Source organism: Gordonia heveisoli, from assembly GCF_030315745.1.
Lineage (GTDB): Bacteria > Actinomycetota > Actinomycetes > Mycobacteriales > Mycobacteriaceae > Gordonia.
On the sequence record NZ_JASXSH010000003.1, the window covers coordinates 1 to 23,056 of the forward strand.

The following is a 23,056-nucleotide window of genomic DNA, read 5'->3' on the forward strand; positions in this document are numbered from 1 at the left end:
CAGTACTCGGAGAACCAGCGGATAGTACTGGGCGGCAACACTTTCCGGGTCCTCAATGAGCTGCTCGACCAGCCGTTGCCGGAGAACAGCGATCGATGGATCGCGAAGTTGCTCTCGAGCCCGACCACGGTCGTGTCGGACACCGCAACGGTTGGGCAGACCGAGTTCGAATCCGTCGAGGTCGTCGGGGGTGACGCGGTCGATGTGGTCGCACGCCTCAAGGCAGAGTCGGCACCGGCGCCACCGGTGCTGACCCGCTGTTCCGTGGACTGGGCGATTTCGACCTCGATCTGATCTCCGCCACGACCTTCGACGGGCGGATCCACGAACTCGTGTACCGACCGCACGCCCACGGGTGACGTGCGAATCCTCGTCCGCCGCCGACGACCTTCGCATGTGTGCGCCGTCACGAGGCGCCCCGGTGTAGTCTTCTCGCGAGGAAAGACATCCTTTAACGATCCGTCCGGTGAGGCGGAGAAGGAGGTCGGCTTTGACCAGCGCTGCCCCCAGGGTATTGCTCGATGCCGCCGATGTGTCCCGGACGATCGCTCGGGTCGCTCATCAGGTGATCGAGAAAACAGCCCTCGACTCCGCCGATGCCCCTCGTGTGGTGCTCATCGGGATCCCCACGCGCGGGACGACTCTCGCCAATCGACTCGGCGCGAAGATCAACGAATTCGCCGGCACCGACATCCCGGTCGGCTATCTCGACATCACGCTGTACCGCGATGACCTGCGCGCCAAACCGCACCGCCCGCTGGAACGGACGCTGGTGCCGGCCGGTGGCGTCGACAACGCCATCGTGATCCTGGTCGACGATGTGCTCTACTCCGGCCGGACGGTCCGCGCCGCCCTCGACGCGCTGCGCGATCTGGGTCGCCCGGCGGCCGTGCAGCTGGCGGTGCTCGTCGACCGCGGCCATCGCGAACTGCCACTGCGCGCCGACTACGTCGGCAAGAACATCCCGACCGCCCGTGACGAGACGGTGTCGGTGCATCTGGACGAACACGACGGTGTCGACGAGGTCGTGCTCAGCGGCCGCGGCGAGGCAGAGGGAGAACGTTGATGCGGCATCTGCTCTCCACGCAGGATCTCAGCAAGGATGAGGCGACCGAGATCCTCGACGAGGCGGAACGGTTCGAGCAGGCGCTCACCGGCCGCGAGGTGCGTAAGCTCCCGACGCTGCGCGGCCGCACCGTGATGACGGTCTTCTACGAGAACTCCACCCGCACCCGTGTCTCCTTCGAGGTGGCGGGCAAATGGATGAGTGCCGACGTCATCAACGTCAGCGCGTCGAGTTCCTCGGTCAATAAGGGGGAGTCGCTGCGTGACACCGCCAAGACGCTGCGCGCGGCGGGTGCCGACGCGCTGATCATCCGGCATCCGGCATCGGGTGCGCCCGCGCAGATCGCCGACTGGACCACCGACTCCGACGGCACCGGACCGGCGATCATCAACGCCGGTGACGGCACCCACGAACATCCCACCCAGGCGCTGCTCGACGCGCTGACCCTGCGGCAGCGCCTCGGCTCGCTGGAGGGCCGCCGCATCGCCATCGTCGGCGACGTCGTGCACTCGCGGGTGGCACGCTCCAACGCCCACCTGCTGTCGACACTCGGCGCCGAGGTCGTCCTCGTCGCACCGCCGACCCTGTTGCCGGTGGGTGTCGAGCAGTGGCCGGTCACCGTGTCCGGCAACCTCGACGCCGAACTCGCCGCGGTCGACGCGGTGATGATGCTGCGGGTGCAGGCCGAGCGCATGAACGGCGGCTTCTTCCCGAGCACGCGTGAGTATTCGGTCCGGTTCGGTCTCAGCGACCGGCGCATGAAGCTGTTGCACGACGACGCGATCGTGCTGCACCCCGGACCGATGCTGCGCGGCATGGAGATCGGATATTCCGTCGCCGACTCACCCCAGGCCGTCGTACTCGATCAGGTGCGCAACGGTGTCCACGTCCGGATGGCAGTGCTCTTCCGCCTGCTGGTCGGAACCGAATCGTCAGGAGCTCAACTGTGACCGGGTCCGTGCTGATCAGCGATGTCCGTCCCTACGGCGAAGGTGACGCCGTCGACGTGCTGGTCGTCGACGGGTCGATCGCCGAGATCGGCCCTGGACTGACCGCACCCGACGGCGCCGACACCGTCGACGGCCGGGGCGGGGTGCTGCTGCCCGGCTTCGTCGACCTGCACACCCATCTGCGCGAGCCGGGCCGCGAGGACACCGAGACCATCCGTAGCGGGTCGGCCGCCGCGGCCCTCGGCGGCTACACCGCGGTGTTCGCGATGGCCAACACCAACCCGGTCGCCGACAACTCGACCATCACCGACCACGTGTGGCGCACCGGGCAGGAGGTCGGCCTGGTCGACGTCCACCCGGTCGGTGCGATCACCGTCGGCCTGCAGGGCAAACAGCTCGCCGAGATGGGCATGATGAACGCCGGTGCCGCCGGGGTGCGGATGTTCAGCGACGACGGCAAATGCGTCGACGACCCGCTACTCATGCGCCGGGCACTCGAGTACGCGAAGGGCCTCGGCGTCCTGATCGCCCAACATGCCGAGGAGCCCCGGCTGACCGTCGGCGCCGTCGCCCACGAGGGCCCGAACGCCGCACGGCTGGGCCTGGCCGGGTGGCCACGGGCAGCCGAGGAGTCGATCGTCGTGCGCGACGCACTGCTGGCGCGCGACGCCGGCACCCGCGTGCACATCTGCCACGCGTCGACCGCGGGCACCGTCGAGCTGCTGCGCTGGGCCAAGGAGCAGGGCATCGCGATCACCGCGGAGGTCACCCCGCATCACCTGCTGCTCGACGATTCGCGGCTGGCCACCTACGACGCGGTCAACAAGGTCAATCCGCCGCTGCGCGAGGAATCGGACAAGCTGGCGCTGCGGCAGGCGCTGGCCGACGGGATCGTCGACTGCGTGGGCACCGATCACGCGCCGCACGCCTCGCAGGAGAAGTGCTGTGAATTCGCGCAGGCCCGACCGGGCATGCTCGGCCTGGAGACCGCGCTGCCGATCATCGTCGACACGATGGTCACACCGGGGCTGCTGGACTGGCGCGGAGTTGCTCGGGTGATGAGCGAACGGCCCGCACAGATCGTCGGCCTCACCGACCAGGGTCGCCCGATCGAGGTCGGCGAGCCGGGCAATCTCACCGTCGTCGACCCGGAGACCTCCTGGGTGGTACGCGGCGCGGAACTGGCCTCACTCTCGGACAACACGCCGTATGACGCGATGACGATGCCGGCGACCGTGGCCGCCACGGTGCTGCGCGGTGTCGTCACCGCCCGGCAGGGGAAGGTCACCCGGTGACCCGAATCGCGATCCGCATCGCCGCGCTGCTCGTCGTCTGCGCGGTGGCCGTCGTGGTGCTGGTCGCCGGTGCAGGCTGGACCGCGGGCAAGGCGATCGGCAATGTCGCCTTCATCGCGGTGATCGCACTGATCGTCGCCGGTCTGGGATCGATGGTCTACCTGCTGCTCACCGGGCGGGCCACGCGGGCGGCAGGGCAGACCGAGCAGGTCGGCGAATTCCCCGCCACCCCCGACGATCTCGGCGAACCGCGACTCCCGGCGGCCACCGGCCTCTACCTCGGCACCACCTTGGCGCCGAGCTGGCAGAACAAGATCACCGTCGGCGACATCGGCGACCGGGCCACCACCACGATGACCGCGTACCCGGCCGGGGTACTGCTGGACCGGCAGGGTGCCAGCGACATCTGGATCCCACAGACCTCGATCACCGCGGCGCGCACCGAACGCGGACATGCGGGCAAGGTGATGACCGCCGACGGCGTGCTGGTGATCCGGTGGCTGCTGCCCAACGGCACCGAGGTCGACACCGGCATCCGCGCCGACGACAAGACCATCTACACCGACTGGGTGCGAGTGATCGCCCCACCGGCCGACAATCCCGAAGAAAGTGGACAGGGGACGCATCGATGAACACAGCGGTACTGGTACTCGAGAACGGTCAGGTGTTCACCGGCCGCGCGTGGGGTGCCGTCGGCGAGACCCTGGGCGAAGCGGTGTTCTGCACCGCGATGACCGGATATCAGGAGACCCTGACCGATCCCAGCTATCACCGGCAGATCGTGGTCGCCACGGCGCCTCAGATCGGCAACACCGGTTGGAACACCGAAGACGGTGAGTCCACCGGCAGCGCGGGCAGTGCCGACGAGACCGGCGACAGCGGCAAGATCTGGGTCGCCGGGTATGCGGTGCGCAACCCCACCCGACGCGTCTCCAACTGGCGCGCGACCACCAGCCTCGACGACGAACTGGTGCGCCAGGGGATCGTCGGTATCGCCGGGATCGACACCCGCACCGTGGTGCGCATCCTGCGCGACCACGGTTCGATGAAGGCAGGCGTCTTCTCGGGTGCGGCCCTCGCCGACCATGACGAACTCATCTCCCGGGTGCGCAATCAGCCGAGTATGAAGGGGGCGAACCTCGCAGGCGAGGTGACCACCGACAGCGGCTATGTGGTCGAGCCGGCGGGCGAGACCCGGTTCACCGTCGCGGCCCTCGATCTCGGCATCAAGACGAACACCCCGCGCATGTTCGCCGAACGCGGTGTGCGCGTGCATGTGCTTCCGTCCTCGGTGGACCTGGCCACGATCCGCGACCTCGACGCCGACGGTGTCTTCCTGTCCAACGGTCCCGGTGACCCGGCCACCGCGGACGCGATGGTGAATCTGACCCGCGAGGTGCTCGGCGAGAACATCCCGCTGTTCGGCATCTGCTTCGGCAACCAGATCCTGGGCCGGGCGCTGGGCCGCAACACCTACAAGATGAAGTTCGGGCATCGCGGTATCAATATCCCGGTCATCGACCACGCCACCGGCAAGGTGTCGATTACCGCGCAGAACCACGGCTTCGCCCTCGAAGGCGAGGCGGGCGAGGAATTCGACACCGACTTCGGCCGGGCCCGCGTCAGCCATGTGTGCGCCAACGACGGCACCGTCGAGGGAGTGGAACTGCTCTCCGGCCGGGCCTTCTCCGTCCAGTACCACCCGGAAGCGGCGGCCGGCCCGCACGACGCCGCCTACCTGTTCGACAAATTCGTCACTCTCCTCGAGGGTGACCGCGCGCAAGGAACGAGGGCCTGATGCCACGCCGTACCGACATCTCCCACGTCCTGGTCATCGGCTCCGGGCCGATCGTGATCGGCCAGGCCTGTGAATTCGACTATTCGGGCACACAGGCCTGCCGGGTGCTCAAAGCCGAGGGTCTGCGCGTCAGCCTGGTCAACTCGAATCCGGCGACCATCATGACCGACCCCGAGTTCGCCGACGCCACCTACATCGAGCCGATCACGGCCGAGTATGTGGAGAAGGTCATCGAGGCCGAGCGCGACGCCGGACATCCGATCGACGCCGTGCTGGCCACTCTCGGCGGCCAGACCGCCTTGAACACCGCCGTCGCCCTGCACGATCGCGGATCGCTGGAGAAGTACGACATCGAACTGATCGGCGCCGACTTCGACGCCATCCAGCGCGGTGAGGACCGGCAGATGTTCAAGGACATCGTGGCCAAGGTCGGCGGCGAGAGTGCCCGCTCCCGCGTGTGCCACACCATGGACGAGGTGCGTGACACCGTCGCCGAACTCGGCTACCCGGTGGTCGTGCGTCCGTCGTTCACCATGGGTGGTCTCGGCTCGGGCATGGCCTACGACGAGGCCGACCTCGAACGGATCGCCGGTGGCGGCCTGGCCGCGTCGCCGACCGCGAACGTCCTCATCGAGGAGTCCATCCTCGGTTGGAAGGAATACGAACTCGAGCTGATGCGCGACAACCGCGACAACGTGGTGGTCGTCTGCTCGATCGAGAACCTCGATCCGGTCGGTGTGCACACCGGCGACTCGGTGACCGTCGCACCCGCGATGACTCTCACCGACCGCGAGTACCAGATCATGCGTGATCTCTCTATCGACATCCTGCGCGAGGTCGGCGTCGACACCGGCGGCTGCAACATCCAGTTCGCCCAGGACCCACGCGACGGCCGACTCGTCGTCATCGAGATGAATCCGCGCGTGTCGCGGTCGTCGGCGCTGGCGTCGAAGGCCACCGGCTTCCCGATCGCGAAGATCGCCGCGAAGCTGGCCATCGGGTACAGCCTCGACGAGATCGTCAACGACATCACCAAGGAAACCCCCGCCTGCTTCGAGCCGACACTGGACTACGTCGTCGTCAAGGCGCCGCGGTTCGCCTTCGAGAAGTTCCCCGGCGCCGACGACACGCTGACCACCACGATGAAGTCGGTCGGCGAGGCGATGAGCCTGGGCCGCAGCTTCTCCGAGGCGCTCGGCAAGGTGATGCGGTCGCTGGAGACCAAGGCGGCCGGCTTCTGGACCGAAGCCGACCGGCCCGATCCGTCGACCGTCGACCTCGACGCACTCCTGCAGACGCTGGCCACCCCGAAGGACGGCAGGCTGTACGGCCTGATGCTCGCCTTCGATGCGGGCGCCACCATCGAGCAGCTCTACGAGGCGACCGCCATCGACCCGTGGTTCCTCGCCGAGATCGCTGGGATCGGTGCACTCGGTGCCACCATCCGCGACGCCGACGAACTCGACGAGGCGCTGTTGCGCGAGGCCAAGAGCTCCGGCTTCTCGGATAAACAGCTGGCCGCTCTGCGCGCAGACTTCGACGACGAGGCCGCGGTGCGGGCGCACCGGCTCTCGCTCGGAGTGCGTCCGGTCTACAAGACGGTCGACACGTGTGCCGCCGAGTTCGAGGCCCGCACGCCGTACCACTATTCGAGCTATGAGCTCGACCCGGCGGCGACCAGCGAGATCGCGCCGCAGACCGAACGTCCCAAGGTGCTGATCCTGGGATCGGGGCCCAACCGCATCGGGCAGGGCATCGAGTTCGACTATTCGTGTGTGCATGCGGCGCTGACGCTGTCGGAGGCCGGCTATGAGACGGTCATGGTCAACTGCAACCCGGAGACTGTGTCCACCGACTATGACACCGCCGACCGCCTCTACTTCGAGCCGCTGACCTTCGAGGATGTGCTGGAGGTCTACCACGCGGAGTCCGAATCGGGGACCGTCGCCGGGGTGATCGTCCAGCTCGGTGGCCAGACCCCGCTCGGACTGGCCCACCGGCTGCAGGCGGCCGGGGTGCCGATCGTCGGGACCTCACCCGAGGCCATCGACCTGGCCGAGGACCGCGGAGAGTTCGGCAAGGTGCTGACCGAGGCGGGGCTGCCCGCGCCCGCCTTCGGCACGGCGACCAGCTTCGACGAGGCGCGCGACACCGCGGCCCGCATCGGCTACCCGGTGCTGGTGCGCCCGTCCTACGTGCTCGGCGGGCGCGGCATGGAGATCGTCTACGACGAGGACTCCCTGCGCGACTACATCTCCCGGGCCACCGAGCTGACCCCCGACCATCCGGTGCTCGTCGACCGCTTCCTGGAGGATGCGGTCGAGATCGACGTCGACGCCCTGTGCGACGGCGACGAGGTCTATATCGGCGGCGTGATGGAACATATCGAGGAGGCCGGAATCCATTCCGGCGACTCGGCGTGTGCGCTGCCGCCGGTCACGCTGGGCCGTTCGGACCTCGCGATGGTCCGTGCTTCCACCGAGAAGCTGGCCAAGGGGATCGGTGTGCGCGGACTGCTCAATGTGCAGTACGCGCTCAAGGACGACATCCTGTACGTCCTGGAGGCCAACCCGCGTGCCAGTCGAACGGTGCCGTTCGTGTCCAAGGCCACCGCGGTCTCGCTGGCCAAGGCATGCGCCCGGGTGATGCTCGGCGAGTCGATCGCCGAACTGCGCACCCAGGGTCTGCTGCAGGCGGAGGGCGACGGCGGTGACGCGCCGGTGCATGCGCCGATCTCGGTCAAGGAGGCGGTGCTCCCGTTCAACCGCTTCCGACGCGAGGACGGCACCGGGGTGGATTCGCTGCTGTCCCCGGAGATGAAGTCGACCGGTGAGGTGATGGGGATCGACGCCGATTTCGGCCGGGCCTTCGCCAAGTCGCAGACCGCCGCCTACGGTTCGCTGCCCACCTCCGGGGCGATCTTCGTCTCGGTCGCCAACAAGGACAAGCGTGCGCTGCTGTTCCCGGTGAAGCATCTCGCCGACCTCGGTTTCGAGATTCTGGCCACCGAGGGCACCGCAGATGTCTTGCGTCGCAACGGTATCGAATGCCGGACGGTGCGTAAGCACTTCGAGGCCGCACCCGACGAGCCGACTATCGTCGACCTGATCCGGGCTGGTGAGGTGGCGATGGTGATCAATACCCCGTACGGCAACAGCGGCCCCCGCGTGGACGGCTACGAGATCCGCAGCGCGGCGGTGTCCCAGAACATCCCGTGCATCACCACGGTCCAGGGCGCGAGTGCGGCGGTGCAGGGCATCGAGGCCGCATTGCGCGGGGATGTGTCCGTGCGGTCGTTGCAGCGTCGTCACGCGGCCCTGGTGAACGAGCGATGACCTCGTCGCCGGCACACGGCTTCGCCGCCCGCTATCGCGCCGTCGTCGGTGCGCGCGGCCGGTTGTGTGCCGGCATCGACCCCCATCCGCCGCTCCTGGAGCAGTGGGGGCTGCCGGTGTCCGCGGAGGGCGTCGCCCGGTTCGGGGAGATCTGTGTGGAGGCGCTCGGACCGACCGCCGCCGTGATCAAACCGCAGGTCGCCTTCTTCGAGGCGTTCGGCTCGGCCGGTATCGCGGCACTCGAGTCGGTGATCGCCGGTTGCCGGGCAGCCGGCGCGATCGTCATCGCCGACGCCAAACGCGGCGACATCGGTTCGACGATGGCCGCCTACACGACCGCCTGGCTCGACGACACCTCGCCGCTCTGTTCGGATGCGGTGACGGTGTCGCCGTATCTCGGTTTCGGCGCGCTGGCGCCCGCGCTCGACGCGGCCCAGGCCACCGACCGGGCGATCATCGTGCTGGCCCGCACCAGCAACCCCGAAGGCGCACCCGTGCAGTTGGCGCGGGGTGAGGATGGTCGGGTCGTCGGCCAGCACATCGTCGACGAGGCGGCGGCGGTCAATGCCGACGGCCGGGGGAGTGTCGGGGTCGTCGTCGGAGCCACCCGGGCCCACGGGCTGGACCTGTCCGCGCTGGCCGGACCGATTCTGGCGCCCGGACTCGGTGCCCAGGGTGCGACCGCGGCCGATCTGGCGGACGTCTTCGCCGACGCCGACACCTCGTGGCTGCTGCCGGCGAGTTCGCGCGGCGTGCTCGGCGCCGGTCCCGATGTCGCGGCGCTGACCGCGGCCTGCGAATCCACCCGCGACGAGATCGAGGCCGCCCTCGGCTGACAGGTGGGGCCTGTCGGGTGAGGATTGCGCGCGAGCCTACGGGTCGATCATCGGTGCGCTGGAGTAGTCGCCGGAGGACCCCGACGTCGACGTGCCGTAAGAGGCGAGGTAGTGCTCGTGCCATTGCGGCCACGCCATGAACTTCTCACCGGCATCGGCGCGGTAGCGGCGGTACTGGCGCTTTGCGGTGAGTGTCAGTGACCCTTGCGCCTCGGTGGCCGCGCGGCGCGCCAGGCGGATGGCTCGGTTGCGCTCGGCACGATCGAGTTCGGGTCCGGCGTCGGTGAAGATGGCCTTGCGTGCGTTGCCGAACATCGAGTTGCCTCCCCGTGAATTCGTGTGCTCCCCGTCGGGCACACCCTACTGTGCGTGCGGGACGTCAGGGCATCGCGAAGGCGTGGTTGGGCAGGGACTCGACGCGATCGGTGCCGACACGGTCGCCCAATGATGCGACGATCGTCTCCCGAACCAGCGGATCGGTGTGGTCGGCGTAGGCGACGACCAACTGCACCGCGGGCGGTTGTGGGGCCCCGGGTAACCGGATCAGGCCGTCGGGTACCCGGTCGAGAACGGGCACCAGCATGGTGCCGACCCCGCCGCGCACCGCGTCGAGTCCGGTGGCGAGATCGTTGATCTCGGCGGCCACATGCCACGAGCGGCCCACGCTGCTGTGCGAGTCGAAGCTCGGCTGGCGCAAGGTGCACGGCGGGGTGAACACGACGAGCGGGATGTCGTCGTCGGGTGCCGGCGGGTCGATCGCCGCCGACCACAGCCAGTCCAGACGGAAGCCGTCGGTACGCGCCATCAGCTCGGGCGCCACCCGGGTGGTGACCGCGACGTCGACGTCGCGGGCGTCGACCATCTGCCGGACGGTGGCGTTGCGGTCGAGCCGGAAGCGCACCTCGCGATCCGACAAGGTGGCGCGGAGTTCGGCCATCAGCGTCGGGAGGACCACCCCCGCGCAGTTCTGCGCGGCACCGATGGTCACGACCGAAGCGGAATCCTTATCGAATCGGTGGACCGCGGCATCGTGGGCCGCGAGGATCGCCCGGGCGTGGGCGAGGAGTTCCTCGCCACCCGGGGTGAAGGCGATCCGCCGGCCGTCCCGGGTCACCAGCGCGGTACCCGCCTCGCGTTCGAGTTTGCGAAGATGCTGGCTCACCGCCGATTGGGTGAGCGAAAGCGACTGCGCGGCGCGATGCACGCCGCCTGTCGTGGCGACGGCCACCAGCGAGCGCAGGGGAGTGATGTCGAAGGTACGCGGCACCCTCTCAGCGTAGGACTCCGGCAGCCAGCCTGCCAGAATGATCATGAATACTGAACGGTTACACGTAGGAAATTCATTAGACGCGGCAACGACGTGCACCCGACGATGGTGGACATGAGGCTTTCGCCGACGCTGGCAGCGTCTACCGCGTTCTTCTTCGCCCTCGGCTATCCGATCGGGGCCAGTGCCGTCCATGCTGCTACCCCAGGGCTGGTGCTGGTCGCCCGGTTCGGGCTGTCGGCGGTGATCCTGGCCGTGATCGCGATCGTCCGGGGCCTGAGCTGGCCGCGCGGGCGGCAGCTCGGCCACGCTGCGGTCGTGGGCTTCCTCTCGCAGGGGCTGCAGTTCGTCGGCTGCTACGAGGCGATGTCCCAAGGAGTGTCTCCAGTGCTCGTGGCCCTGGTCATCGCGATGAACCCGGTGGTGACGGCGGTGGCCGCGAGTCTGGTCCTGGGGGAGCGGCTGACGGTCCGTCGGGCGGTGTCGGTGTTCCTGGCGGTCGTCGCGGTGGCGACCGCGTTCGCGGGACGGGTGGTCGAGGTCGGCCACCTCGATCTCGCGGTGGTCTGGGTCGTCGTGGCCGTGCTCGGCCTGGCTCTCGGCGGGGTCTACCAGCAGCGGCACCTCACCACCGGCGATCCCATCGCGATCAACGCCGTCGGCGTCACGGTCGCCCTCATCCCGGCCGGCATCTTCGCCCTGGTGACCGAGCAGCACGTCGCCGATCCGCGGCAGGCCGTGATCAGCATCGCGGGTTTGGTGATCGCCAACTCGGTGATCGCGGCCAGTCTGTATCTCGCGGCCATCAAGCAGGCCGGTGCGTCGGCGGTGTCGCTGCTGTTCGGGGTGATCCCGTCGATCGCTGCGCTGTTGACGTGGGGCATCCTCGGTGAGCGCCCCGACGTCGGGGTCGTGATCGGGCTGGCCGTCGGAGCACTGGCATGTTTCATCGGGAACTCGCGGTCGGCCCGCGGCGCCGTGACCCCCTCACCCGAACCGGTGGCACCGCGGATGGATTCGCCCGAGGTCGTCACCTGTTCGGGGCCCGCGCAGGTGCGAACGACGGCCGCGACACGCGGAGACTGAAAAATTGTCGCTGACCACCATTTTCGTCGCCGACGAACACCACTGGTCACATCAGTTCCAGCCCGAACGGTCGGCTCGGCCGCGGTTTTAGTGCATCTACCTGGGAAAACAGTGGTTGTCGACGTCACCGGCCCGGGCATCGGGTGCGGTGAAGCCGCAGGACGCTACAGCACCGCGCTAGCAGCGTTTTCGCGGGGTGGCCCTCGAATTGCCTGCTCAGGTTGGGTACGGTCGACCGCGCGCCGTAATCCACACGGCCAAGCCGCTCGCCCCGGCGAGTGCGACAGACCTAGATTCAAACGAAATACGGAGGAACCCCGTGGCACTTCCCCAGTTGACGGACGAGCAGCGCGCTGCTGCATTGGAGAAGGCAGCTGCCGCTCGCCGTGCCCGCGCCGAGCTCAAGGAGCGCCTCAAGCGTGGCGGCACCGACCTCAAGCAGGTGCTCAAGGATGCCGAGAACGACGAGATCCTGGGCAAGATGAAGGTCTCGGCTCTGCTCGAGGCGCTGCCGAAGGTCGGCAAGGTCAAGGCGCAGGAAATCATGACCGAGCTGGAGATCGCTCCGACCCGTCGCCTGCGTGGGCTCGGCGACCGCCAGCGCAAGGCTTTGCTCGAGAAGTTCAGCTCCTGAGCGAGCAGCGCACCGAACGTGCGAGGGGTCGACTGGTAGTTCTGGTCGGCCCCTCGGCCGTCGGTAAGTCCACCGTGGTGGCCCGCCTGCGTGCGGCGCTGCCGCAGCTGTACTTCAGCGTGTCCGCGACCACCCGTGATCCGCGTCCGGGTGAAGTCGAGGGCCGCGACTACTACTTCGTCGACGCTGCCGAGTTCGATCGCATGATCGCCGACGACGAACTGCTCGAATGGGCGGAGATCCACGGCGGACTGCAGCGTTCGGGCACGCCGCTCGCGCCGGTCGAGCAGGCCCTGGAACAGGGTTTGCCGGTCCTCGTCGAGGTCGACCTGGTCGGGTCCCGCAACGTGGTGACCCGCCTTCCAGAGGCGATCAGCGTCTTTCTGGCGCCGCCGAGCTGGGAGGAACTGGTGGCCCGGCTGACCGGCCGAGGCACCGAATCCCCGGAGGCGATCGAGCGCCGACTGCAGACCGCGCGCACCGAAATGGCCGCACGTGACGAGTTCGACCACGTCATCGTGAACAGCGAAGTCGACCAGGCGGCCGATCAGTTGCTATCCTTGCTGGTCGGACCCTCCCAGCCCGCCACCGATCAATCGCACAACGCAGGAGTTTGAGTGAGCACCCAGACCAATTTCGACGTCACCGAGATCGCCGACGCACCGGCATACGACACCCCGCTGGGCATCACCAACCCGCCGATCGACGACCTGCTCGACCGCGCGTCGTCGAAGTATGCGCTGGTCATCTATGCGGCCAAGCGTGCCCGCCAGATCAACGACTACTACAACCAGCTCGGCGACGGCATCCTCGAATATGTCGGCCCGCTGGTCGAGCCGGGACTGCAGGAGAAGCCGCTGTCCATCGCCATGCGTGAGATCCACTCCGACCTGCTCGAGCACACCGAAGGCGAGTAGGAACCTCGGGCGGTCGGTCTCGAATGAGCAACTCGCGAGGTGCGCGTCGGCGCATCCTGATCGGTGTGGGTGGCGGGATCGCCGCCTACAAGGTCTGTTCGGTCATCCGGCACTACACCGAGGCGGGCCACGAGGTCCGGGTGGTGCCGACGCGTTCGGCATTGAGATTCGTCGGCGCGGCCACCTTCGAGGCGCTGAGTGGACATCCGGTGTCCACCGAGGTCTTCGACGACGTCGACGAGGTCGCGCATGTGCGTCTCGGCCAGGAAGCGGATCTGGTGATCATCGCGCCGGCCACCGCCGACCTGATGTCGCGCGCCGCGGCCGGACGAGCCGATGACCTGCTCACCGCGTCGCTGCTGACCGCGCGCTGTCCGGTGTTGTTCGTGCCTGCCATGCACACCGAGATGTGGGAGCATCCGGCCACCGCCGCCAATGTCGAGACGCTGCGCCGACACGGTGCGACTGTGATGACCCCGGCTTCTGGCCGGTTGACCGGTACCGATTCCGGCGCGGGCAGGTTACCCGATCCGCAGGAGATCGCACTGCTCGGCGAGCTGCTGCTCGAACAGGCCGACGCCCTGCCGCACGACCTCAGCGGCCTGCGTTTCGTGATCAGTGCCGGTGGCACCCGGGAGTCCATCGATCCGGTGCGGTTCCTGGGCAACCACAGTTCCGGGAAGCAGGGTTTCGCGCTGGCCCGGGTGGCCGCCCAGCGTGGCGCCCGGGTGACGCTGGTGGCCGGGTCCACCTCCGATCCCGGCGATCCGGCCGGCGTGGACATCGTGCGGGTGGGCGATGCCCGCGAACTGGCCGACGAGATGACCAAACGGGCCGCCGAATCCGACGTCGTGATCATGGCCGCCGCAGTCGCCGACTTCCGGCCGCTCGCCGTCGCCGATGCCAAGATCAAGAAAGGCGCCGACGGTCCGGCACCGATCGAACTCACCACCAACCCCGACATCCTGCGCGGACTGGTGCAGGCCCGCGATGCGGGGGATATCCCCGCGTCGACGGTGATCGTCGGGTTCGCCGCGGAGACCGGTGACGAGACCGGTGGTGTGCTCGACCACGGTCGCACCAAGCTGACCCGCAAGGGCTGCGATCTGCTGGTCGTGAACGCCGTGGGCGACGGCAAGGCCTTCGGCACCGAGGACAACGCAGGCTGGTTGCTCTCGGCCCAGGGGTCGGAGACGGCGCTGCCACTCGGATCGAAAACCCTCATGTCGAGTCGAATACTTGACGAAGTCCGCACTTTGGTGCCTGATAACAGGCAGCCGTGACTCTGCGAGTCACGTCACAAGGGCTGATCTGCTGTTCGTAGGTTTGCCTGTGTAGTTTGGTCTGGAACACGTTCACTTTTGGGTCCTGGGGAATCACGAGACCAGGGCTGGCACCTGTCTCTTGAGAGGATCCGATGTCCACCTCCGCGTCCCGCCTGTTCACCAGCGAATCCGTCACCGAGGGGCACCCCGACAAGATCTGTGACGCGATCAGCGACTCGGTTCTCGACGCCATCCTGAGCGCCGACCCGAAGGCACGTGTGGCCGTGGAGACCCTGGTCACCACCGGTCAGGTCCATGTCGCGGGTGAGGTCACCACCACCGCCTATGTCGACATCCCGGGCATCGTCCGCGAGAAGATCCTGGAGATCGGCTACGACTCGTCGACCAAGGGCTTCGACGGTGCGTCCTGCGGTGTCAATGTGGCCATCGGCGCCCAGTCGCCCGATATCGCCGGCGGTGTCTTCAACTCCCATGAGAGCCGCAGCGGCATCTCCGAGGACGAGATCGACAGCCAGGGCGCGGGCGACCAGGGCCTCATGTTCGGCTACGCCACCAACGAGACGCCCGAACTGATGCCGCTGCCGATCGCGCTGGCGCATCGCCTGTCGCGTCGCCTCACCGAGGTGCGCAAGAACGGCACGCTGCCGTACCTGCGCCCGGACGGCAAGACCCAGGTCACCATCGAATACGACGGCGACAAGCCGGTCCGCCTGGACACCGTGGTGCTGTCCACCCAGCATGCCGCGGACATCGATCTCGAGAACATGCTCGCCCCCGACATCCGCACCCATGTCGTCGAGACGGTGCTGGCCGAACTGGGCGAGGGGCTCCTGGACATCTCCGACTACCGGCTGCTGGTCAACCCGACCGGCAAGTTCGTGCTCGGCGGCCCGATGGGCGACGCCGGACTGACCGGCCGCAAGATCATCGTCGACACCTACGGCGGCATGGCGCGCCACGGCGGCGGTGCGTTCTCCGGCAAGGATCCGTCAAAGGTGGACCGCAGCGCCGCCTACGCGATGCGCTGGGTCGCCAAGAACGCGGTCGCCGCCGGCCTGGCCGACCGCATCGAGGTGCAGGTCGCCTACGCCATCGGCAAGGCCGCCCCGGTCGGCCTGTTCGTGGAGACCTTCGGCACCGAGAAGGTCGACCCGCAGATCATCCAGCGGGTCATCTCCGAGCACTTCGATCTGCGTCCGCTCGCGATCATCCGCGACCTGGATCTGCTGCGCCCGATCTATGCGCCCACCGCGGCCTACGGACACTTCGGCCGCACCGATGTGGACCTGCCGTGGGAGCGCACCGACCGGGCGGACAAGCTCCGGGCCGCCGCGGGCCTCTGACCGCGACATCCGAGGGTTCCGCGTCACCCAAGGGGACGCGCACTCCGGCATCGACCCGGCCGGTGGCCCAGGTGCTGCCACTGCTGGGGCTCACCCATCTCGATCGGCCCTTCGACTATCTCGTCGACGCCGACCAGGATGCGGTCGCGATACCGGGTGTGCGCGTACGCGTTCGGTTCGCGGGCAGGCTGGTCGACGGGTTCTTGCTCGACCGCATCGAGCGCAGTGACCACAAAGGCAAACTCGGCTGGCTGGACAAGGTGGTCTCGGCCGAGCCGGTGCTGACCCCGGAATTGGCGCGATTGTGCCGGTCGGTGGCCAACCGGTACGCGGGTACCACTTCGGATGTGGTGCGGCTGGCCATCCCGCCGCGCCATGCCCGCACCGAGAAGGAGATCACCCCCGAACCCGAGTCGGTGGTCGGGGAGTGCGACCGATCGGCGTGGCGTGCCTACGGTTCCGCCGATTCCTTCCTGGATTCGCTGGCGACCGGTCAGCCGCGGGCGATCTGGCAGGCGCTGCCGGGTGAGGACTGGCCGAAGCGGTTGGCCGAACTCGCGGCGCTGACCGCGGCCGCGGGTAGGGGCGCGATTATCGTCGTCCCGGACCAACGCGATCTCGATCGGCTGGAGGCGGCGTGTGCGCCGCTGCTCGGCGACCGCTGCGTTACGCTGGCCGCAGGTCTGGGGCCGACCGCGCGCTATCGGCGATGGCTGGCCGTGCGGCGCGGCGCGGCTCAGGTCGTCCTGGGTACGCGCAGTGCGATCTTCGCCCCGGTCGCCGACCTCGGCCTTGTCGTGGTGTGGGACGACGGCGACGACAGCCTCGCCGAACCCCGTGCGCCCTACCCGCATCCGCGGGAGGTCGGCGTGCTGCGGTCACATCTGGAGCAGGCTGCGCTGGTGGTGGGTGGGTTCGCCCGGACCGCCGAGGCACAGGCGCTCGTCGGTGCGGGGTGGGCGCACGATCTGGTCGCCGACCGCGCGGCGGTACGTGCGGCCGGCCCGCGTGTGCAGGCCATCTCCGACGATGACGTCGTGGTGGCCCGTGATCCGCTGGCCCGCTCGGCGCGGATTCCGGCGCTCGGTTTCGACGCCGCCCGCAAGGCGCTGGCCGCCGATCATCCGGTGTTGTTCAGTGTGCCGCGGCGCGGGTACATCCCGTCGTTGGCGTGTACGCGCTGTCGGGAACACGCGCGGTGCCGGGCCTGTCACGGTCCGCTCGAACTCGATGCCGCCGGCGCACTGTCGTGTCGGTGGTGTGGACGCGGGGAACGCACCTTCCGCTGCCCCAACTGCGGTGGCACCCAGGTTCGGGCACTGGTCACCGGCGCCCGCCGAACCGCCGAGGAACTCGGTCGGGCCTTCGCCGGGGTTCCGGTGGTGACCAGCGGAGGCACGAGCGTCGTCGACGAGATTCCCGGTGGTGCCCGCGTCGTGGTGGCTACCCCGGGTGCCGAACCGGTGGCCGACGGCGGCTACGGCGCCGCGATCCTGTTGGACACCTGGGCACAGCTGGACCGCGCCGATCTGCGTGTCGAGGAGAACGCCGTGCGGCGCTGGATGGCCGTCGGCGCCCTGGTGCGTCCGCATGCCGACGGCGGACGGATGGTCATCGTCGCCGATGCGGGGCTGCCGCCGGTGCAGGCGATCGTGCGTTGGGATCCGATCGGATTCGCCGGAATCCAGCTGGCACAGCGCGCCGAATTGGGATTTCCGCCCGCGGTCACCATGGCCTCGGTCGACGGTCCGCGCAGCGTCATCACCGATTTCGTCGACCATCTCGAACTGCCGGACGGGGCCGACGTACTAGGACCGGTGCCGTTGCCGCCGGGGGTACGACCGCCTGCTGGCAGTGCCGAATGGGAGGTCGCCGACGACGATGTCGATCGTGTGCTGCTGCGGGTGGACCGCGGCCATGGGCGGCTGTTGGCCGACGCGTTGATCGCCGGGCAGGTGCGGCGCAACACACATCGGGAGACCGGACCGATCCGCGTGCAGATGGACCCGCCTACGATCGGTTGATCGGTGTCGTCTGTGTCGACCCCGAAAGCCCTGCTCGACCGACAACCCTGCTCGACAGCAGCCATCAGGAGGATCCACCCGTGCACATCGTCTTCGCGGGCACACCGGAGGTCGCCGTCCCGTCGCTGCGGGCGCTGATCGACTCGCCCGATCACGAGGTGGTCGGCGTGATCACCCGACCCGACGCGGTGTCCGGGCGGGGCCGCAAGGTGATGCGGTCGCCGGTGGGACTGCTCGCCGACGAGCACGGCATAGAAGTGATCACCCCACGGCGGCTGCGGGATCCCGAGGTGACCGATGTGCTGCGCCGGTGGAATCCGGACTGCGCGGCGGTCGTCGCCTACGGTGGGCTGGTTCCACCGGAACTGCTCGAGCTGCCGACTCATGGCTGGATCAATCTGCACTTCTCGGTGCTGCCCGCCTGGCGTGGTGCGGCGCCGGTGCAGGCCGCGATCGCGGCGGGTGACGAGGTCACCGGCGCGAGTACGTTCCGCCTCGAAGAAGGATTGGACACCGGCCCCGTCTACGGCGTACTGACCGAGACCATCGCACCCACCGACACCAGTGGCGACGTCTTGGCACGCCTGGCCGAGGCCGGTGCCGGACTGCTGGTGCGCACTCTGGACGGCATCGCGGCAGCCGAATTGTCGCCGGTGCCGCAGCCGGCCGACGGCGTCAGCCACGCCGCCAAGATCACCGTCGAGGACGCGCGGGTGCGCTGGGAGTTGCCCGCGCATATCGTCGACCGGCTGATCCGGGCGCACACCCCGGCGCCCGGCGCGTGGACGGCACTCGACGACGCGCGCATCAAACTCGGTCCGGTGGTTCCGGTGTCGGCCGACGACCCGGCCCTGCCCGTCGCAGGTCTGGCACCCGGGGCGCTCGCGGTCACCAAGAAGGCGGTCTTCGTCGGGACCGGCACCACGCCTGTCCGGTTGGGTACCACCCAGCCGCCGGGTAAGAAGCCGATGCCCGCCGCCGACTGGGCGCGCGGCGCCCGCATCTCCGATGGGACGGTCCTGCAATGAGTTACGGAAACCAGCACCGCGGTGGTCGGGACAGCAACCGCCGGGACAACGATCGGCGTCCGCCGCGCCGCGGCGGTCCGGCCGATGGGCGTGGTGCGCAGGCGAAGTTCCGGCAGAAGGAGCAGGACGCACCGCGCACCGCGGCCCGCGACACCCTGCGTGCGGTCCGCGAACGTGACGCCTACGCGAATCTGGTGCTGCCGAAGATGTTGCGGGAGCGGCAGATCACCGGCCGCGACGCCGCCTTCGCGACCGAACTGACCTATGGCACGGCCCGCGCCCAGGGCACTCTGGACGCGATCATCGCGGCCGCCGCCGGACGTCCGGTCGGCGAGATCGACGGCAGCCTGCTCGACGTGCTGCGGCTAGGCGCCTACCAGTTGCTGCGGACTCGCACCGGATCGCATGCGGCGGTGTCCACTTCGGTGGACCTGGTGCGCGCCGAGAACGGTCAGGGTCCGGCCGGTTTCGTCAATGCGGTGCTGCGCAAGGTATCTCAGAAGTCCGAGGATCTGTGGGTCGATCAGCTCGCGCCGTCGATGGCCGATGACATGGTCGGCCACCTGGCCTTCCAGTACGCGCACCCGAGGTGGATCGCCGAGGTGTTCCTGGCCGCACTCGGTGGGTCCGTGGGACAGTTGCAGGCCGCGCTGGCCGCCGATGACGACCGTCCGCCGGTGCACCTGGTGGCCCGGCCCGGGCTGATCACCGCCGAGGAACTGGCGCTGACCAGTGGGGGAGACGAGGGCGCCTATTCGCCGTATTGCGTCTACCTGCCCGGCGGCGATCCCGGCGACGTCCCGGCGGTGCGTGAGGGATACGCCGGTGTACAGGACGAGGGCAGTCAGCTCGTCGCCCGTGCGGTCACCGTCGCCGAACTCGACGGCGACGACACCGGACGCTGGCTGGACATGTGCGCCGGCCCCGGCGGCAAGGCGGCGCTCATCGGTGCCCTGGCCGACATCGATGGCGCCCACCTCGACGCCATCGAGGTCTCCGAGCATCGCGCCGACCTGATCCGGAAGGTCGTCGCGGAGATGCCCGTCGAGGTCCGGGTCGCCGATGCCCGGGACGCCGGTCTGGAACCCGGCTTCGACCGGATCCTCCTCGACGCCCCCTGCTCGGGATTGGGCTCGTTGCGGCGCCGTCCCGAGGCCCGCTGGCGTCGCAGTCCCGCCGATGTTGTCGAACTCGTTGTGCTGCAACGAGAATTGCTGACCGAGGCGCTGCGGCTGGTCCGTCCCGGTGGCATCGTCGTGTACTCGACCTGCTCGCCGCATCCGGCCGAGACGCTCGAGGTCATCGCATCGGTGGTCGCCGACGTCGACGGCGCCCGACAGATCGATGCCCGGCCACTGGTCACCGTCGGTGCGCTGGGCGAGAGCAATCTCGGCGACGGCCCGCATGTGCAGCTCTGGCCGCATCTGCACGGCACCGACGCCATGTTCCTCGCGGCGGTTACCCGGGACTGATCCCGCGACTGGTCCGCACAATAGGTGGCGCCCTACACTTGTGAGCCATGTGTAAAGCCGGTACCGCGCCCATGATCGCCCCGTCCATCCTGTCTGCGGACTTCGCGAATCTCGCCGCCGAGGCGGCCGCGGTCGCGAACGCCGGTCCGACCCGTGCGGATTGGTTGCACGTCGATGTGATGGACGCCCATTTCGTGCCGAATCTGACGCTGGGACTGCCGGTGGTGGAGAGCATCCTGCGGTCGACCGACATCCCGATCGACTGCCATCTGATGATCGAGGATCCGGCCCGTTGGGCGCCGCCCTACGCCGAGGCCGGCGCCTACAACGTCACCTTCCACGCCGAGGCGACCGACGACCCGATCGGCGTCGCCCGCGACATCAAGGCGGCCGGCGCGAAGGCCGGTCTGTCGCTCAAGCCGGGCACCGCACTCGAGCCGTACCTGGAGATCCTCAAGAGCTTCGACACGCTGCTGATCATGAGCGTCGAACCGGGTTTCGGCGGGCAGAAGTTCATGCCCGAGGTGCTGGCGAAGGCGCGCGCCATCCGCAAGTACATCGACGCCGAGGAGTTGCAGCTGCTCGTGGAGATCGACGGCGGAATCAACGCCGACACCATCGAGGAGGCCGCCGAGGCCGGGATCGACTGCTTCGTCGCCGGTTCGGCGGTCTACGGCAAGGGCGATCCCGGCGATGCGATTGCCGCGCTGCGGGCGCAGGCCACTGCCGCCCAGGAACGCGTCGCGGGCTGACCGGATCGGACCCGGTGGACGAGCGCATGGACATCGATGACCTGATGCGTCGGGCCATCGACGCCTCGTGTGCCGCGCAGGGCATCAGCTCGCCGAATCCACCGGTCGGGGCGGTCATCGCCGATGCCGGTGGTGCGGTCGTCGGCATCGGGCACACCCAGCCGCCGGGCGGCCCGCACGCCGAGGTGATGGCGCTGCGGGCAGCCGGGGCAGCGGCCCACGGCGGTACCGCGATCGTCACCCTCGAACCGTGCAATCACACCGGGAGGACCGGGCCGTGTGCGCAGGCGCTCATCGAGGCCGGTGTCGCGCAGGTCTTTTACGGTGCGCCAGACCCGAATCCGAGTGCGGCGGGGGGCGCGGTCACCCTGCGGGCCGCGGGCGTCGAGGTGCACGGCGACGTCGCACTGGCCGCGGTCGAGGCCGGGCCCCTGCGGCCGTGGCTGCATCGGCAACGGACCGGACGTCCCTACGTCACCGTCAAACTCGCGGCCGGCGTCGACGGCCGGGTCGCGGCCCCCGACGGCACCAGTCAGTGGATCACCGGGCCCGCCGCCCGCGCCCACGCCCACGAACGCCGGTCCCGGATCGACGCGATCGTCGTCGGGACGGGCACCGCCCTCGCCGACGATCCGTCGCTGACCGCCCGTCGCCCCGACGGCACCCACCTCGACCATCAGCCGGTACGTGTGGTCGTCGGCCATACCGACATCCCCGACGGGGCGGCCGTCCGCGACGATGCGGCACCGTTCGTACAGGTACGTTCGCACGACCCGGCGGATGTGTTGGCCGCCCTCCCGGACGCACTGTGGGTCGTGGTGGAGGGCGGTCCGCAACTGATCGGAGCCTTCTTCGACGCCGGGCTCGTCGACGCGGTCGACACTTACCTCGCGCCGATGGTGCTCGGGGCGGGACGATCGGCCGTGGAGCGTACCCAGGTCACCACGCTGGCCGACGCCGACCGGTTCACCATCGGCGAGGTGCGCGTACTCGACGGCGGCGACGTCTTCCTCGGACTGACGCGCTGACCGATGCCGACTCATGGCCTTATCGGGTCTGTCCGGGTGGATCAAGCTCAGCGCGGTTGCACTCAGCGGGAGTTCAAGACGACCCTGCCGAACGCGCGTGCTAGCGTCGAAGTACCAGTTCTCGGGGCGGGGTGTAAGTCCCCACCGGCGGTAATGAGGGCGCGGGAGACATCCGCGTCGTTGAGCCCGCGAGCGCCTGCCAAGTCAGGGTCAGCAGATTCCGGTGTGATTCCGGAGCCGACGGTCATAGTCCGGATGCGAGAGAACAGGCGACACAACGCCGTCCTGTCTGCTCCGAGCGAGCAGGAGGATTGCGTGTTCACCGGAATCGTGGAAGAGCTCGGCGAGATCGCCGCCCGCGAAGAACTCCCGGATGCCGCTCGGATCACCGTCCGCGGCCCCCTCGTCACCAGCGATGCGTCCTACGGCGACTCGATCGCGGTCAACGGCGTCTGCCTGACCGTCGTCGAACAGGGTCCCGACACCTTCACCGTCGACGTCATGGCCGAAACCCTGCGTCGCAGTTCGCTGGCCGAACTCGGCGTCGGAAGCCGGGTCAACCTGGAACGCGCGATGCCCGCGACCGGCCGATTCGGGGGCCATATCGTGCAGGGCCACGTCGACGGAACGGGTGAGGTCATCTCGGTGTCGCCGTCGGAGCACTGGACAGTGGTAAGGATTGCGGTGCCCGCGGCGTTGACCCGCTATCTGGTGGAAAAAGGATCGATCACCGTCGACGGCGTGTCCCTGACCGTCGCCGCGGTGGGTGACGGCGATCCGTCGTGGTTCGAGATCTCACTGATCCCGACGACGCTGTCGGAGACGAATCTCGGTGCGGCGACGCCGGGTACCGTCGTCAACCTGGAAGTCGACGTCATCGCGAAGTATGTGGAGCGGATGCATCCCTCCACGCGCGGCGTCCTGGAAGCGAAGTGAGTG

At 68.7% G+C, this 23,056-nt stretch carries 21 protein-coding genes, 1 pseudogene and 1 riboswitch; of the genes and pseudogenes, 20 read left to right on the forward strand and 2 right to left on the reverse strand.

The window, feature by feature from the left end; all coding sequences use genetic code 11:
- From QSJ18_RS03400 to pyrF, 8 genes and pseudogenes are all read left to right on the forward strand, one after another.
- A pseudogene (locus QSJ18_RS03400) lies at positions 1 to 294 on the forward strand (hypothetical protein); the annotation flags it as partial.
- A gap of 196 nt (positions 295 to 490) precedes the next feature.
- Positions 491 to 1,066, forward strand: coding sequence for a bifunctional pyr operon transcriptional regulator/uracil phosphoribosyltransferase PyrR (gene pyrR, locus QSJ18_RS03405; protein WP_286324846.1), 576 nt, complete (start codon positions 491 to 493; stop codon positions 1,064 to 1,066).
- Entirely contained in the window at positions 1,066 to 2,016 is a 951-nt protein-coding gene (locus QSJ18_RS03410) for an aspartate carbamoyltransferase catalytic subunit (protein WP_286324847.1), read from the forward strand. Before pyrR ends, QSJ18_RS03410 begins: the two co-directional genes overlap by 1 nt.
- Positions 2,013 to 3,311 (forward strand): dihydroorotase, encoded by a 1,299-nt coding sequence (locus tag QSJ18_RS03415; RefSeq protein ID WP_286324848.1) that lies wholly within the window; start codon positions 2,013 to 2,015, stop codon positions 3,309 to 3,311. Before QSJ18_RS03410 ends, QSJ18_RS03415 begins: the two co-directional genes overlap by 4 nt.
- Positions 3,308 to 3,943, forward strand: coding sequence for a PH-like domain-containing protein (locus QSJ18_RS03420; protein ID WP_286324849.1), 636 nt, complete (start codon positions 3,308 to 3,310; stop codon positions 3,941 to 3,943). The genes QSJ18_RS03415 and QSJ18_RS03420 overlap by 4 nt, the downstream gene beginning before the upstream one ends.
- Positions 3,940 to 5,109: a glutamine-hydrolyzing carbamoyl-phosphate synthase small subunit gene (gene carA, locus QSJ18_RS03425; protein WP_286324850.1), complete on the forward strand. Its 1,170-nt coding sequence runs from the start codon at positions 3,940 to 3,942 to the stop codon at positions 5,107 to 5,109. Before QSJ18_RS03420 ends, carA begins: the two co-directional genes overlap by 4 nt.
- Positions 5,109 to 8,444: a carbamoyl-phosphate synthase large subunit gene (gene carB, locus QSJ18_RS03430; RefSeq protein ID WP_286324851.1), complete on the forward strand. Its 3,336-nt coding sequence runs from the start codon at positions 5,109 to 5,111 to the stop codon at positions 8,442 to 8,444. Before carA ends, carB begins: the two co-directional genes overlap by 1 nt.
- On the forward strand, positions 8,441 to 9,280 hold the full coding sequence (gene pyrF / locus QSJ18_RS03435; protein WP_286324852.1) for an orotidine-5'-phosphate decarboxylase: 840 nt from the start codon (positions 8,441 to 8,443) through the stop codon (positions 9,278 to 9,280). Before carB ends, pyrF begins: the two co-directional genes overlap by 4 nt.
- A gap of 36 nt (positions 9,281 to 9,316) precedes the next feature.
- Here pyrF and QSJ18_RS03440 read toward each other — a convergent pair whose 3' ends face one another.
- Both QSJ18_RS03440 and QSJ18_RS03445 read right to left on the reverse strand, forming a co-directional pair.
- Positions 9,317 to 9,595, reverse strand: a complete 279-nt coding sequence (locus QSJ18_RS03440) for a hypothetical protein (RefSeq protein ID WP_286324853.1) — start codon at positions 9,593 to 9,595, stop codon at positions 9,317 to 9,319.
- A gap of 64 nt (positions 9,596 to 9,659) precedes the next feature.
- Positions 9,660 to 10,547: a LysR family transcriptional regulator gene (locus QSJ18_RS03445; protein ID WP_286324854.1), complete on the reverse strand. Its 888-nt coding sequence runs from the start codon at positions 10,545 to 10,547 to the stop codon at positions 9,660 to 9,662.
- Positions 10,548 to 10,661: 114 nt separating this feature from the next.
- On the opposite strand from QSJ18_RS03445, the gene QSJ18_RS03450 reads away from it, so the two are divergent.
- From QSJ18_RS03450 to QSJ18_RS03505, 12 genes are all read left to right on the forward strand, one after another.
- A complete protein-coding gene (locus QSJ18_RS03450; RefSeq protein WP_286324855.1) occupies positions 10,662 to 11,633 on the forward strand; it encodes a DMT family transporter in 972 nt (323 codons plus the stop codon).
- Between the two features lie 319 nt (positions 11,634 to 11,952).
- On the forward strand, positions 11,953 to 12,267 hold the full coding sequence (gene mihF, locus QSJ18_RS03455) for an integration host factor, actinobacterial type (RefSeq protein ID WP_012834141.1): 315 nt from the start codon (positions 11,953 to 11,955) through the stop codon (positions 12,265 to 12,267).
- The gene (gene gmk, locus QSJ18_RS03460; protein ID WP_286325048.1) at positions 12,264 to 12,884 is read left to right on the forward strand and encodes a guanylate kinase; all 621 of its coding nucleotides are present in this window, start codon (positions 12,264 to 12,266) and stop codon (positions 12,882 to 12,884) included. The genes mihF and gmk overlap by 4 nt, the downstream gene beginning before the upstream one ends.
- Positions 12,885 to 13,184, forward strand: coding sequence for a DNA-directed RNA polymerase subunit omega (rpoZ, locus tag QSJ18_RS03465; protein WP_286324856.1), 300 nt, complete (start codon positions 12,885 to 12,887; stop codon positions 13,182 to 13,184).
- Positions 13,185 to 13,207: 23 nt separating this feature from the next.
- Positions 13,208 to 14,467 carry a bifunctional phosphopantothenoylcysteine decarboxylase/phosphopantothenate--cysteine ligase CoaBC gene (gene coaBC / locus QSJ18_RS03470; protein ID WP_286324857.1) on the forward strand — a complete coding sequence of 420 codons (1,260 nt, stop codon included), beginning with the start codon at positions 13,208 to 13,210 and terminating at the stop codon, positions 14,465 to 14,467.
- 134 nt (positions 14,468 to 14,601) lie between these two features.
- Positions 14,602 to 15,813: a methionine adenosyltransferase gene (gene metK, locus QSJ18_RS03475; RefSeq protein WP_286324858.1), complete on the forward strand. Its 1,212-nt coding sequence runs from the start codon at positions 14,602 to 14,604 to the stop codon at positions 15,811 to 15,813.
- Positions 15,814 to 15,875: 62 nt separating this feature from the next.
- Positions 15,876 to 17,837 (forward strand): primosomal protein N', encoded by a 1,962-nt coding sequence (locus tag QSJ18_RS03480; protein WP_286324859.1) that lies wholly within the window; start codon positions 15,876 to 15,878, stop codon positions 17,835 to 17,837.
- 80 nt (positions 17,838 to 17,917) lie between these two features.
- Positions 17,918 to 18,865, forward strand: coding sequence for a methionyl-tRNA formyltransferase (gene fmt, locus QSJ18_RS03485; RefSeq protein WP_286324861.1), 948 nt, complete (start codon positions 17,918 to 17,920; stop codon positions 18,863 to 18,865).
- Positions 18,862 to 20,337, forward strand: coding sequence for an RsmB/NOP family class I SAM-dependent RNA methyltransferase (locus tag QSJ18_RS03490; RefSeq protein ID WP_286324862.1), 1,476 nt, complete (start codon positions 18,862 to 18,864; stop codon positions 20,335 to 20,337). The genes fmt and QSJ18_RS03490 overlap by 4 nt, the downstream gene beginning before the upstream one ends.
- 47 nt (positions 20,338 to 20,384) lie before the next feature.
- The gene (gene rpe / locus QSJ18_RS03495) at positions 20,385 to 21,089 is read left to right on the forward strand and encodes a ribulose-phosphate 3-epimerase (protein WP_286324863.1); all 705 of its coding nucleotides are present in this window, start codon (positions 20,385 to 20,387) and stop codon (positions 21,087 to 21,089) included.
- Positions 21,090 to 21,115: 26 nt separating this feature from the next.
- Positions 21,116 to 22,117 carry a bifunctional diaminohydroxyphosphoribosylaminopyrimidine deaminase/5-amino-6-(5-phosphoribosylamino)uracil reductase RibD gene (gene ribD, locus QSJ18_RS03500; RefSeq protein WP_286324864.1) on the forward strand — a complete coding sequence of 334 codons (1,002 nt, stop codon included), beginning with the start codon at positions 21,116 to 21,118 and terminating at the stop codon, positions 22,115 to 22,117.
- A gap of 113 nt (positions 22,118 to 22,230) precedes the next feature.
- Positions 22,231 to 22,388: riboswitch (FMN riboswitch) on the forward strand.
- A gap of 44 nt (positions 22,389 to 22,432) precedes the next feature.
- On the forward strand, positions 22,433 to 23,053 hold the full coding sequence (locus QSJ18_RS03505) for a riboflavin synthase (protein ID WP_286324866.1): 621 nt from the start codon (positions 22,433 to 22,435) through the stop codon (positions 23,051 to 23,053).
- The last annotated feature ends 3 nt before the right edge of the window (positions 23,054 to 23,056 follow it).